Genomic DNA, 15,957 nt, shown 5'->3' on the forward strand with positions numbered 1-15,957 from the left:
TATATATTAAAAATTAATAATACTTAATGATAGAGCTATTCTACTAATTTACATCACATCAAAACATAAGATATATCTGCCTAGATATTAAGAAGCATGTATCGTATTAATACTAATTTAGTAATGAATGTCTTAAATATTGTTACTCCTATTTTATCTTATTTTGAGGATTTAGTATATATTTTAATATGAACTAATAAAGATATTTCTCTGATGGCACAGCATTAATTAAATGTATGGCCTATTTTATAGGATTTTGCAGAACAGTAGAGTTTATTCTTTGAATTACGACCGACGATAATAGATATGTGCTCCGTGATGCTTATGACCGTCTCATATAAGATTACAACCTTATTTAGGTTATTAGTCAATAAACGTATTTGTTCTATGCCCAAAATTTTTAATATGTAGGCACATAGTGTAAAGTGGCGCTAGTCAGCAAAGAAGCCTAATCGTGGTTTTTTTCTACGTTATCAGCACCCGCATCTTGCAAATTATAAGAGCTATTTTTGTTTAGTAGGTAGATGTTTCTGCTTGCTTGACGGTGATATAGAATAAGACGACTATTTTCTTTTGAAATACGTTTAAATGCTGCGCCTCGTTGAAAACTACAATCAGAGCTCAGACTATATAAAACGTCTCCCTTTAAACACTCGGAGTATATTCATAAGAGCACTAGCAGAAATCGAGATACGTCACTATATACTCAGGATATATGATTATAACCATTAGCAATTTCCTCAAATCCTACTATCAAAAAGTTGTCCTCAATGTGTTGGTAATTTTGAGTTAGCTGCTTTTTTAATCTGCATATGTAATCTCCGAAATAGATCTTATATCTTTTTTATAAAAAGATTAATTGTCTCGTGTCGCTATTGATTAAATTTTATCTATATCATTATATTATTTAATATGTTCAAAAAATTATATAAAAATATTTAGGTCATGGGTTTCATTTTTTTAGATCTGATTTATAATATATTTATGTCATTAAAGAATATGCAAGTTATGATTGTATCGCTGTTATTATTATAATTTAATATTACGGTATTCTTTCTCTAAAGAAGAACAGAACTGAATACTTATTTGATAATATTTTTAATGGCGTAGTTAAAATACGGTGCAGTGATTATATTACCATAATTCTAGATATTGATCTGAAAATGGCACATCACATATTAAATAAATTATGCAGGATCCATCACTTTATCTCAGGCTGCTAATCTAAAATGTTTTATATATTTGCAGCACTCATTAGTATTATGTTTTTATTAAAAGTTCTGCAAAACACTATAATTTTTTATAAAAGAACTAATCGATATTTTCTGATTTAGTAAGTATATGATTTCTGATTTTTATTAAATAAATTTTAACATAATTAAGTAGACATTTGAGTATCTTGTGCTCCCCAGTTTAAAAATAATGAAACCTACAGTAAGCTAATGAACAGTTTATTAGTTGTATCCTAAACAATAAGCTCAAATTGATATCACTTAGCTTATGATATTTACTGGAGGCAAAAGATTTTTATAATATAATATTTAATATTATGAATACAATACAGTTAACTTTTACTCATATTATCAAATATATGCATCTGCGAAATAGATGCTGACTTGAATCGAATGATTACAAATATAATATAATTATAATTTTGATTATAATAAGATTATGTTAACGCATCGACCAATATTTAATAAACTATATTATTAATCCACTAAATATTTAATAATATAGTTAATTTAAGGTATTTAATTTATTTTATAATTATATTAATAATGCACACTCAAAGATAGATCATCTTGTTGAAGGTTTATGAAATAATGCTATATAAATTTTATCTTAATTAAATCAAATAATAAATCCGACAATATAAAATATATATTTTTAACAGCTCACACAATGCAATCTAGTAAATGTTAAATGCTTAAACAAATTAACATTGGTAGATTGTTTGATCAAATCATCATGAAAGTCAATGATAATACACTTCACTTACTTACTGAAAAGTAAATATATAAAAAAAGAACTGCTATCGATCATAATAATAGATTGCTTAAGTAGTTTTTTAGTTCCTGTAATACATCACTAACTGCTTAGAGATTTATGATCCTATGGCAAGATAAAATTATTAATTTTGCTAATAGCTAGTATCATGATGTTTTATTGTAGTATTATTTTAGAATCCCAGATATCATAATTTTGCCAGTAGCTGATAAAACTTTTGAGTGAATATTTAAAGAGTTATTAGTAAGAATACTAAAAAGCACACTGACATTCAAAGATGATTTTATCGCATTATTAATAGCATTTTCTCGGTATTTACTAAAGGTAAAAACAATAAATTGTAACACGAGGTGCACTGATAAATTTATATTTATGGTATAATTTACATCTAAGAATATGCGCTCTTTTTGCCTTAAAGATATAGTGATCGCGTTAATTTATAAGGGGAAAGCTTATAGCAAACAATAAGATATCATGCGCTAAGAAATGAAAGATAATCTAAAATCTCATCAATATTAGATTTATAATTATTTTGATACCTATATGTTTTCATAAATTCTTGCATCTCTAAGCTTTTAGAAGCATAAAATTATTATTAATATTATTCATTAGAGATATTTTCTGAAAACTTTTTAGGTTAGCTGAATCTTAGTTCAATCGATTATAATTATTGCTCTATTATAACATTAGATAGGAAATAAATAAAGGATTTTGAATAGATTGATAGAATCTTATAATTGTAATAGCACATATTGCAGCACTCTTATTTGTATCATAAGGTTTATTAATTCGATTGAATACTTTTGTAATATACATGCTGTATAATATTGCGTGTTACAAACATAAATTTGATGCATATTATTTATTAAAATATCTATTGATTAGATAATTTGCGGTTAAAATCACTAATACGAATTCCTAATAAAGCTAATGCAGAAAAATAAGATCCTGCTCCAACCAAGACTACAGCCATTAAACGAAGTAAACGTATTAGCATATTACCAGAATCCCATGCAGTTATAAACGACATCAGGCCAATAAGAACTATTGTCATAATTATTGCAGCTGCTAATAATTTTAATAGAAATATCCTCCAACCTGGTTGAGGAATATACATGTTTTTCTTGCGAAGCTGCCAATACAATAAGCTTGCATTAAGATATGCGGCTAACCCAATAGATAGTGAAAGCCCTGCATGCTGTAATTTCCATATAAAGGCTATATTCATTAATTGCGTAATGATTATTGTAATAATTGCAATTTGAACAGGTATTTTAATTTTTTGACAAGAATAAAAACTTGGTGCTAATACTTTGACTAAGATGAGTCCCACTAAACCAATTGTATAAGGAATGAGTGCGCGCTGAGTCATATCAGTATCGAAAGTAGTAAAATTACCGTACTGGAATAGCGCCATAATTAGAGGTTTAGATAATATCCCCAGAGCAATTGAACTTGGTATAGCCAATAAAAAACATAAACGCAACCCCCAATCTATTAAGTAAGAATAATCTTTATAACAACCTCTGGATATGCTTTTTGCTAGATATGGCAATAGAAGAGTCCCTAAAGTTACACCTAATACACCTGACGGAAACTCTATCAAGCGATCTGCGTAGTACATCCATGATACTGAGCCTGACATTAAAAATGAAGCAAAAATAGTGTTTATAATTAAAGATATCTGGCTGACAGATACCCCAATAATAGCTGGTCCCATCAATTTAATAACTCGCCATAATCCTTTATTGTGTAGGTTAATGCAAGGTAGTACTAGCGTTCCTATTTTCCTTAAAGTAGGCAGTTGGTAAGATAATTGTAGTAAGCCTCCTAAGATGACCGCCCAGGCCAGAGCTATAATAGGTGGATGAAAATAAGATGCACCAAATAAAGAGAAAATAATTATGCTAATGTTTAGGAAGATAGGAGCAAAAGCAGGTACTAAAAATAAGTCCCAGGTTGTAAGGATAGCAGCAGCTAATGACGCTAAAGAAATAAAAAAAATATAAGGAAATGTTATTCGTAGTAAGATATATGTAAGCTCAAATTTATCTGGATTACATAGAAAACCCGGAGCCGTAACATAAATAACAAGAGGTGCGCCTAGCACTCCTAGTATGCTCACAACTCCTAATATCAGCATTAGCATACCGCTAACGTGAGCTATAAGATTAAGAGTTTCTTTTTTGCCTCTTTGGTTTTTATATTCTGATAGAATAGGCACAAAAGCTTGAGAGAGCGCTCCTTCTGCAAAAATGCGCCTAAGAAAATTAGGCAGTTTAAAAGCTACAAAGAAAGCATCTGTAGCCATTCCAGCGCCAAAGTATTGCGCTACAAGAACATCTCGCACAAATCCTAATATACGAGACAATATGGTGATTAAACTGATCTTGGCTAGTGAGTTTAGTAAATTCATAAGTGATCTTTAAGCTGTGGTAAGCCTTATGAGGCAATAATACGAACGATGAAGAAGCCGAAAATTTTACTTTTATATTATTTAAATTAAATTTTATAAGAGATACACATTATCAATTTACAAGATATATAAAAATATGATCCTCTAGCCTGATAGATCATTTAAGATAGTTAAAAAATATTTGAAAATCCTATTAATATTTTATGTATGAAGACCTATTTAGGTTATTAACATAAAAATTTTACTATAACCTCATATCAATGCTGAATCAACATGAATTCTTTTGGTTAAAAATAACATATTCAGGAGGATACACATTGGTTAAGTAAGTGACTAAACAGAATATGGTCCAATTCTTAGATCAGCATAATTAAGAAATAATAAGAGATATCTGCTTATTCGTTTAACCTTATAACATTTATCTAACCTTTATATCGTCATACCTTAAGATATTCTGCATTAGTACATAACGTTGTGCATGAATTTAAATAAATATTATTTACTTCTTTATCTAAAACATGAATTCAGGCAGAACTTATCTCAATTTTTTGTACATGATCACTAGAAATATGATGCTTATATAAGATAAATACTTATAGTTTTAAGCTATAATTTAAGCTAGTCATAATTGGTATTACTTTTTCTATGTTAAAATTTTAGAGAAATACTATATCTAAATATCAGAAGTCTAAACTAATATATCTAGTTTATCACGCATTAGCTCCTTAAAAGGATATACTGCAATTATTATTATAAGAGAGATTATTCCATAATTCTATTGCCAAGACCGCTCACTATTGTTCATCATAATAGTATTAATACTAATATTTTAAATATTTATGTTAAGTATGAGTTAACAAGCACATCTTCAATTCGCGTGCTTCTTGATTTAATGAGCAAGTTTTGGTAACAGTATCCTACCTTATATATCGTGCTAACAGGAATGCAGTATCTTGCAAATTATTTGCAATAACTATAGAAAAGATTTCTATTTTCATTCTAAAATATAGTATGACTTGTATAAGAATGTTTTCTATTCAAATATTAATTTATTGTTTACTTTTAGATAAATATACTAATAATTAAGTAGATGCACATGGTAGGCATTAGGAAGATATTTACAATTATAGGATCTTTACTTTTAGACGTGCATGAGTATATATCATAGATAATTATTACTATCTACATAGTATTTTGATTGTTTTATTTATAAATAGAATCAGATCTTTTGTTAATAACACTGTAACTTACAGAACTGCTATTTCTCATTAAAGTTTTGTATATATTTTAGGTTATTATTTGCTATTTCCGGTTCTTTTTTGTTGAAAGTTTAGTATTAAAATAATTAATTTTCTTTTTCTATATACATTCATTACGCACATGCTTTAACTTATTGCTAATAATCATTGTAGTATCTTTTATCTATCTATTAAAAATTCTCATTAGCTGATATCATTTTTCTTTCCGAGCAAATGCAACTAGAATAAGTATATCAATAGATCTCCTCACAATATTATATAATTATTAGATTCTATATTGATATAACTTATAAGTAGTATAAATCTTTTAGGATCAACTTTGATTTAAATATATAGCAGGCACATAAGTTCTATTATCTTACTAGGATTACTATAAATTTTTTGATCCCGCGTAATCATCAAGGAGAAATAAGTAATCGCTAAAAGCGATAAATATTCTTGTACATGCTTTTTTAAGTCTCTTTTATAATACAGCAGATATTGCGACTTCAATTATAATTCATATGAATAATAATAAGGATTACAAGATATACATAGTCGTGATTCTACTATCTTATCTAATAAAGTAGTCAGATTCAGTGTTTTTGGTTTATTGATTTTTTATTGGATGCACATAATTTTATGGAGTACTGCAATATTGTAATGGTGTGTATCGTTCTCTAGATTAATGATCTATAAACTTATTTAAGAACTGATACTATACATTAGATGTTATTATCTTGTGATATCTAATATAAGAATATTTTATGTAAAGCCACTAACTATGAGAATGATATTTCATAAAACGCATTTTTCTATTCTATTATGGTTTTCTTAAAACTATACATTATGCAGTTTTCACTGAATCTTTATTTCTATATAATCTTATTATCAATATCGTTTTTGTTGTAGTTTTCAAAAACATTTTATTCTATAAAATTATTTCTTGTGCTTTTATTATCGGTTTAAAGGTTAGTTTTTATGGATCTGCATTTATTTATCAATGCTTTTGTTATTGGACTGGTAGAGGGTATTACAGAATTTATTCCAGTTTCTTCAACTGGGCATATGATAATTATCGGACATTGTTTGGGCTTTGAAAGCGATAAAGCAAAGAGTCTTGAGATAATTATTCAGCTAGGACCTATCTTGGCTGCTGTATTACTATTCAGGAACCGCTTATTTAGTTTGATTGGCATGCACTGCATTCATTATCCAGTATATCAGAGAGATAATGGTAATCATCTTAGGTTGTGGCATATTATTCTAGCTATGTCACCAAGCGTCGTGATAGGTCTGATCTTGCAAGATGAAATTAAAATGCTTTTTAAGCCATACACGGTAGTGTTTGCATTAATAGTTGGTAGTTTTATGTTGCTACTTGGAGATTATTTTAGAATAAAAAAATCATGTACAGTAGAATTAGATGATATTACCTATCGCCAGGCTTTTATAGTCGGCTGTTTTCAGTGTTTAGCCTTTTGGCCTGGATTCTCTCGTTCGGGTGCTACAATTTCTGGCAGTATGCTTATGGGTATTAGCCCTTTTTCGGCTTTAGAATTCTCATTTATTTTAGCAGTGCCCATGATGATAGGTACAACTGCACTAGAATTGTATAATAGTATTTCTTTGTTTTCTTTAGTTGATTTACAGATATTTACAGTTGGTTTTGTAACGTCATTTATTGTAGCGATGATGATAATTAAGTTATTTCTCGGGAAGATGAAACGAATCTATTTTACACCGTTTGCGATTTATCGTTTTATAGTGGCGGCATTTGTTTATTTCCTACTATAAGTAGCTGGTTCATATCTTCATAGATCATTAAATAATTAAGGATATACATATTTATTGTAAATCAGGGAAACTTACTTTAATTTAATACAATCATTCTTGTTTGGTCTTAGATAAACCCTGCACCTCATAGTATATATCATGTAGATTTTGCATTAGTAAATTTTACGATGATTAATAATTTACAAATAGTAAAATAAATGAGTATCTCTTTAAGAGATATGACTAATATATATTATATATTTTTGAAACTATTCTATTGATCAATAGAAGCCTATGCCCTGGTAGAGAAAAATGGATTGGGCTCTTGTGAGATCAGTAATTTGATAAATTATCATATAAAGTTGTTAGAACAAATATGCTTGTCGAACAACAAATACTATGTATGTCTATCATTTTTATAAACCGACGCCTTTCTAAGATCCTTATAAGAATATGAAAATTTCTTATTATTTGAAGAATAAATGATATATTTTTTATTAAAAGAACTATCTTTTAATAGGATACTAAGTTTGATTATTTTATAATCAGGTCATTTTATTTTTCTTGAAAAAATCATTTTTCCATTTTTTTAGCACATGCAAATGTCGCACCCTTAGTTCTTCACTGATTTTTGATCCTTTGAATCCAGCTTCTACTATTTCTCTAACGGATACGTTGATAGCAACTTTGTATGCTGACCTTAGGTAATCTCCTTGTGGGTATGGATGATTCTCAAAACCAGTATTTCCGCGGGCATCCGCTTCTCCAACTATAATAATCTGATCTAAACGATGTGGCTTGCGCCATGCATCAATAGCATCAAATAGTTTTAGCAGGGCTATTGGTTTCATGTTTTTTATGTTATGAACACATAAGTGATATTCAGCTGCTATTTTCGCAAATTCTCGAATATATTTAGGGATGCAAATACGCCTGCAAAGAGCATCAATCAGTTCTATAGCAACCGTTTGATGTTTGTAATGATATGGATTGTATGATTTATACGCTAAACCTTTTCCTAGGTCATGTGTTAAAATAGCAAAGCGCACTTCAACGTCTTTAGTAATTTTAGCTGCGATTGAGAGTGACGTGAGGGTGTGCACACCGGTATTCATTTCTATTTTGGATTTTTCTGGAGCAGGAGTCTCAAAAAGGTTATCTATCTCTGTAAATAAAATAGCTAAAGCACCGCAGTCACGTAGAAGCTGAAAATAAACTTGAGGACTTTTTGTAGTTAATGCTTTTTGGGTTTCACTCCATACACGCTCTGGAGTAATATTTTGTAGTTCTTTATAAACGGTCATTTGTCGCATTAATTCCATAGTTTCTGGTGCAACATTAAAACCTAGGTGGGCAAATCTTGCAGCAAAACGAGCAACTCGTAAAACACGAAGAGGATCTTCATGGAATGCCTCTGATACATGACGCAAAACTTTATTATTAATATCGTTCAATCCTCCATAAGGATCAATAAGTTTGCCATCGATGCTTTCTGCCATAGCGTTGATCGTGAGATCTCGACGTCGTAAATCTTCTTCTAGTGTTACATGAGGAGCGAAGTAAGTTGTAAAACCGGTATAGCCAATGCCTGATTTGCGTTCAGTACGCGCTAGTGCGTACTCTTCGTGAGATTTAGCGTGTAAAAAAACAGGGAAGTCTTTACCAACTTGCTGAAATCCCTTAGCAATCATTTCTTCTGGTGTCGCACCTTCAATAACCCAGTCGCGGTCATAAACTGGTAGGTTTAATTTTTTATCTCGTACAGCCCCTCCCACCAAAAAAATCTTCAAACTTAATTCCTCTTGAATAGCTAGTAATTTATAGCATACTTGTGAATAGTAAATATTTAATGTATAAAAATTCATTAGGATTATGAGATTGATTATATTATATAATATTCTTTTAAGAAGACCTACTGCTATATAGAGACAGAAATATCATTTTACTTATTAGGTCAGTAACTAGTTTTGTGATGTTCTAAAAAATGTTTACAAGTCTCCCATTAATTATCCTCAGCATCTAAATGTACAAAATACATTTATACTTATGAAGTGTCTTCATATAACATATTTATATTTATTTAGGAAAGATATAGAATCTCTCATTATAATTTTAGATTCAATAGAATAACATTAAAACTAATGAACATGACTATATTATTCAGGTGATTCAAAGGAAATTACAGCGAGAAGATTACTTGTATTGATTAGTTAAAAGATATTAGCAAAAAGATATATATAGTTATCTTGTTCATTATTATTGCTTATTTGTAGAATAGTAGAATCTATTATATTCTATATCTATTGTGTTATAGTATTTAGAATTAATTAAATTCAGGCAAATGTAATAATTTTTTGCAGCATTTACAATCTTTATATTATTCAGATTAATAGATTAGATATATACTTAATACGTGGCCATATCAGATTTTTTATTTTTATAAAAATGGTCAATAATAATTTAAAATATTGATTTATAGGTAGTTTATTTTTATTACGTGGGAGGCCTTCTTAAGGAAGTTGGCTTATATTTCATGTCTCCAATGTAACCATATAATTTTATGTTTTATTTAATCAGATGCATTACTTAAATGCAGCTAATTTATACTATTTAAGGACAATACTCTATAATCAGCAACTAATTGCTGATTATGTAATTAGCATCTACATTCATCTTCTCTCTGCTTTTAAAGAAGCTTGATAATAAATATGCCTACAGCACAAAAAATTATACTGTTATTAAAGACCATATTTAGCTTAAACGTAGACATGATTAAAAATCATTTGATCTTTATTTAAAAAGATAGAATGAATATGATTCTTGATCAGGCCGTCAAGATCTTACTCACCAGCAATTTTCATGTCTTCCAATAGAACAGATCCACACTTAATATTGCTGCGTATTTCAATATCATCACCAATAGTGATTTGATTTAACCAAATATCTTTTAAATTACCTGCAATAGTTACTTGGCTTACGGGATACTGGATCTCACCGTGCTCTACCCAAAAACCTGCCGCACCGCGGGAATAGTCACCGGTTACATTATTCACACCTTCTCCCATTAGTTCTGTAACTAAAAGACCAGTGCCCATTTCTCTTAGCATTTGCTGGAAGCTTAATCCTTGTCCTTTAATATACCAGTTATGAATGCCGCCAGCATGGCCACTGCTTTGTAGGCCCATCTTACGTGCTGAATAACTATTCATTAGCCAGGTTTGTAATACACCATGTTCGACAATATTGCGTGCAATAGTACGCACACCTTCATTATCGAAAGGAGTAGAGGCTATGCCTTTTAGTATATGCGGCTGTTCTGTTATAGTAAGCCATTTAGGTAAAATTTGTTTACCGAGGCTATTAAGTAAAAAAGTAGATTTACGATATACACAGCTGCCGTTTATAGCCCCGACTAAATGCCCGAAGAGACTAATAGCAACTTCTGCTGCAAATATGACTGGTGCTTTCATTGTAGGCAAACGACGCGGTGCCGAACGCAAAATAGCACGACGGGCACTCTCTTCTCCAACCCATTCAGGACTTTTTAGATCATTTAAATCACGAGATATGGTGTAAGCGTAGTCACGTTCCATGTTGCCATTATGTTCGGCAATCACACAGCTTGAGATTGAGTACCTGCTAGAGATATAGCTCTGCAGCATACCGTAGCTATTACCAAAAACTTTAATATCATGATGGCTATTAAAATTGCCTCCTTCGGTGTTAGTAATGCGACGATCAAATTTTAAGGCCTGTTGTTCAGCTCGTGCAGCTAATTCTATACCGTATTCTATGTCTAACTCGGCAGGATGAAAGAGATCTAGGTCTAGAGCCTGGAATGCTAATAGTTCTTTATCAGCAGGGCCAGAAAATGGATCTGCAGAAGTATAACGTGCAATGCTTATAGCCGCTTCTACAGCGCAAGCAATAGCTTCTGGTCTTAGATCTGTCAATGAAGAACTACCTTTACTATTCTGGCAATAAACATTAATATATAAAGCACCATCATTATTAAATTCAACATTCTCAACTGAACCAAAACGCGTACTTATACTAACTCCAGTTGTTTTAGTAATAGCTACTTCCGCAGCATCTGATCCAACTTTGGCTAATGCTAGAGCATATGCCACAGCATTTTCCAGCGCACTGCGCTGTTCTGCAATTTGAGTGACGACTTCCATATAATCTGCCCTAATTATCAGAAATTTATTAAAAAGTATTTTTCATACTACAGACTCTTATGATGAGTACCCATGATAATATTTTAAAATTATTCACTATTATTATAAATAATAGGTAAAGTTAACATAACTATTCAAAGATGCATTAAAAATTTGGGCTCTTATTATGGGTATTATTCACTTTTAAAATAATTAATTGAAGGAAAAGTTTATTGATAGAAGTATCTTTTCTATTGTGAAATGATATCACTGGGTTATATTTAATATTCAAATATTATTTCAATTAATTACTCTTAGTAGATACAGCAAATAGTGCAAGTATCTACTATAAAATTTATTCTGACGATTTTAAAAAGCAAGTAGTTTAGTGATATAATTACTTTCAGATTTATAATAATTATTTAATAGATATAAGTCAATCCAAAGATACGATGTTTTTAGTTTAAATCAAATTCATATATGAAAATTGAATAGAGTATTTTGGTGTGCTGATTAAAGATATTAGAGAGTATTAGTTAATTAATTTTATTCAGATATATCTTTTGTTCTCAGATTGTAACCAAAAATTTTACCGTATCCTTGATCAAATAGAAAATTTTAACTCTAATTCTTAAATAAGATCCAGTATTGATTACTATAAGGTGCTATTTTTAGTATTAATATATCACCACTGTATTCTGATCCTATTGATTAGTTCAGGTAGTTACCCAATTACTACTTATTAAATAACCAAATGCATCCATAAAATAATCTCTGCATTAGTTATGCTTTTACTTATCTGGCTATAACTAATCCTTTGCATCTTTACTGCTTGTATCTTAAACTAAGATCTTATAAATTTTGGTATACTAATAACATCCTATTTAGCTTGAGGTAGCGAATCAAGAATTATTATAGAATCAATAAATATCTGAAAAGTGTTTTTATTTATAACAAGGTAATAACTAATAACATTTGCTATGATTAATTAAATGCTCAGTCTATTCAACCAGCTGCATATGCATCATTTCATCGTTTATATGTTCTTTGCGATGTATCTATTACTTATCGCAATTTTTTGGTGTAAACGGATTATTCAATATTAGATGAGTAATAAATAGATTATCTCAGTATCAGTTAAGTTATAAGTCTGATATGTAGGTTTTGGCGTAAGCTATAATATTATTGAAGCATTAAAATAGATATGCAATAAGCTGAAAGAGTTATCAACAGAAATATGATTGGATTTTAATATCATTTATTCCTTGTAGATTTAAAGAAAATAAAAATTTTTTTCTTCTAAAGATAATTATCTAACACTTTATTATGATTTTCTTGATTTCAGTATTATATGGTTTTGCTCTAAGAAGAATTCATTTATCCATGCACAACATATAGACGATAATTATGAATTTACATAAAAAGAAATATCATATATTTCTGATAATATCGAGTAATTTTTATATGCTTATTTTTTAAAGATCTACCTTTTCTAGTAACAGCATAATAATTACTCATTAAGCTAATAACAGATTTCAGTAAGACGCAGAGCAATAATAAGGATCTCTAAAAATAAGTTTTTCAGATGATAGTCTTCTTAAATACTGTAGTTCTTCCGAATCATTAATATGATTTCTAGTTACTATATCGCAGTATAGAGAGGAAAAGTCTGCTCTAGAAGGTCTATGTTATATACAAGGTCTTAAAATTAGTAGTATGATTCTAGAATATTAAATAATAGGATACTCCTATTTAATCAATTAGGTATAATATAATTTCTTCAATTAATGTACCATACTTTGGCACGAACATAATAGTTACATGAAAGAAGCAGTTTTCTCGAATGACGTGTACTCCGATAGTACATGATTCGATATTTAGCCTATATAAATAAAATACATATTTATTAAGTGATTAGTTTAATGATTTTAGTGTATAAAAGGAATTCTTAATGCTTAAATGATTTCAGGACTAGCCTAATTCTCATAAAACAGGTACGCAAATATAGCAGCAGTTTTTTCTATATTACATCGGCACTATATTAATATAGTGTACTGTTGGTGTTTAGGAGTATAACTATTTTCTATTGAATAATTTAACTTTGATTATTGCTAATAAATATGATCATTTCATGATCAACACATGGTAGAAAGCTTGATTTACAATTTTGATCTATTGAAACACATAAATTAAGCTAAAAGATCTCAAATCATCAGATTATATGAATTGTTTATTTAAATTTTTTAAATTCACAATTTGTTTGTAATTATACATCTTTATTTTCTAAAAATATTTAACGTATATTATTGATCTATTCTTTTATAATAATACCAATTATTAATAATTTGACCATAATAACATACTTAAATATAATAAAAAATAGTTTTAACCGGCATATCAATATACTAGTATGATGTCTCATTTAACTAATATATTATATAATGCTTTTTTCGTACAGCATAAGATATAAGGCATGAAAAATATTTAATTTTATAAGATAGCAATCAGGTACTAAAATTTAGCTAATAATTGCCAAAACACCTTTTCTTACTATATCTGCATTTGCTATTCTTAATTAATTACGAATATTTGAGTGTTATAACGATATATATAGATTTTACTATATTTACAGTAAAGTTTTATTGCGCAAACATATCTAAACTAGATGATTACATTTTGTCTGGTAGACATTAATATTTAGAACGTTTATTGATTTTATATCAGCAATTATTTATATTATTAAAGTTGATAATTGTAAAAGAAGGCTCTTAATTTACCGAAAATTGTCTTCATATAGCATCATTAATATTCTTATTATATAACTGATATAATGATAATGAGCAAGAAATTACGATTTTATTATAAGCATTAATATATTAAGTTTTCTAGTTCAAGGAGACTAAGTGGTCTACTCAGCACAAAGATTTAGGATATCCATCTTCATAAATATTTTTTTAGTCATAACATTGGCTGCGTGCTCCACTGATAATAGTTATAAACGTCAGGCCACAGGAGGAGAAGGCTATCTTAATTCTGTTATGCCATCTAAATTAAAAATCCCAACTGGAATAATATTACTGCCCCAAAATAATACTTATCAGGTTCTGCATCACTCAACTAGAGGTGATATAGGCAAAGACTTAGACATTAGACCACCTATTCAGATCCTGCCCTTTTTGAAAGGTTCTAGTGGTCAATATTATAATGGTAAAGCAATTTTATTAGTAGATTCTGCTTGTGTGGGAAGCAGTATTTGGAATCAGGTAATACAAGCAGTGAAATTACTAGGCTATCCAATAGCCTGGTGTAATTTTGGGAGCCAAATTTTAAGAACTGATTGGATTATCTTTCAGTGCAGTGATGAAGACGTGCAGTATAGAGGTCGCTATGAAATTTATGTGCAACCAAAGAAGAAAACCCAAACTAAAATTGTCATTAAATTATTAAGCTTTAAACATGGCTATTTAGAAGTGGATAAGGGGTTGCAAGCTCAGCGTTATACAGTTTATGTACTTAATAACATAATAAGGGTTTTAGAGAAATATCAGATAGATGAAGGCAATTTTCACAATAAAACTCAGCATGGTTAAATTGATATCCAAAACTAGTTCTTATAAAATACAGTTTTATCTTTATGAAGATGATGTTAAAGATGATTTACTAGGTTTATGGATAATAAGGCATATGGAAATTATGTAGTATTTCTTTTAATGTTGTTTCAAGATATTGAAATATCTTTCAATAAATTTATTTAATTACTTCATATTTGACTATATAAATGCATGGCTAATAATAAAATATATTTTTGTTATATATTTTGTTTTTATTTTACTACTGCTATATGATATTTAAAATTGTCTTACTTAATACATATTATATTATTGCAGATACATTTTATATCGATCCATCGTCTCTTTAAGATTTATGTATCTTATACAAAATCATTATTTGATATCATTATCAGGGTATTTTAATTTAATCTTTAAAGATTAAATTATATAAATTTTGAGATGCTCTACATAGAAAAAAGTATACCATAAATATTAATATTACAAATAAATAATATATAATTCATTATTATCTATCTTGATTAAAATATATGAGGTTATATAGCAAACTACTTATTGATTAATGTCTTTATTTAATACCTCTGATTCTATGTAGAACATAAGTTTCTATTTTAAGATAGTTTGATAATGAGGAATGCCTAATCAATCTAGATTATTCATCTCTGATGACATCAGCTTATTAAGCAATAAAAAACAAAATTTTTTATTAATAAAGAATTATATTTTCTGTTGGATGAAATACTCTATATTTTGAATCAATATATTTATGGAATATAGTAATTTGGTTCTTC

Annotated in this window: 5 protein-coding genes and 1 pseudogene; 2 read left to right on the plus strand and 4 right to left on the minus strand. The window is 28.9% G+C overall.

Features of this window, described 5'->3' with window-relative positions; all coding sequences use genetic code 11:
• Positions 1–224 precede the first annotated feature (224 nt).
• A pseudogene (gene ribA, locus KTT71_RS01030) lies at positions 225–812 on the minus strand (GTP cyclohydrolase II RibA).
• 2,069 nt (positions 813–2,881) lie between these two features.
• A complete protein-coding gene (murJ, locus tag KTT71_RS01035) occupies positions 2,882–4,423 on the minus strand; it encodes a murein biosynthesis integral membrane protein MurJ (RefSeq protein WP_216782626.1) in 1,542 nt (513 codons plus the stop codon).
• 2,219 nt (positions 4,424–6,642) lie between these two features.
• On the opposite strand from murJ, the gene bacA reads away from it, so the two are divergent.
• A complete protein-coding gene (gene bacA / locus KTT71_RS01040) occupies positions 6,643–7,458 on the plus strand; it encodes an undecaprenyl-diphosphate phosphatase (RefSeq protein ID WP_216782627.1) in 816 nt (271 codons plus the stop codon).
• Between the two features lie 524 nt (positions 7,459–7,982).
• Here the strand turns inward: bacA and KTT71_RS01045 are convergent.
• Both KTT71_RS01045 and pmbA read right to left on the minus strand, forming a co-directional pair.
• A complete protein-coding gene (locus KTT71_RS01045) occupies positions 7,983–9,227 on the minus strand; it encodes a multifunctional CCA addition/repair protein (protein ID WP_216782628.1) in 1,245 nt (414 codons plus the stop codon).
• A gap of 1,050 nt (positions 9,228–10,277) precedes the next feature.
• Entirely contained in the window at positions 10,278–11,618 is a 1,341-nt protein-coding gene (gene pmbA / locus KTT71_RS01050; protein ID WP_216782629.1) for a metalloprotease PmbA, read from the minus strand.
• Between the two features lie 2,882 nt (positions 11,619–14,500).
• Between pmbA and bamC the strand changes: the two genes are divergently transcribed.
• Positions 14,501–15,187, plus strand: a complete 687-nt coding sequence (gene bamC, locus KTT71_RS01055; RefSeq protein ID WP_216782630.1) for an outer membrane protein assembly factor BamC — start codon at positions 14,501–14,503, stop codon at positions 15,185–15,187.
• The last annotated feature ends 770 nt before the right edge of the window (positions 15,188–15,957 follow it).

It is taken from the genome of Candidatus Profftia tarda (genome assembly GCF_904848675.1).
GTDB classification, from domain to species: Bacteria; Pseudomonadota; Gammaproteobacteria; order Enterobacterales; family Enterobacteriaceae; genus Profftia; species Profftia tarda.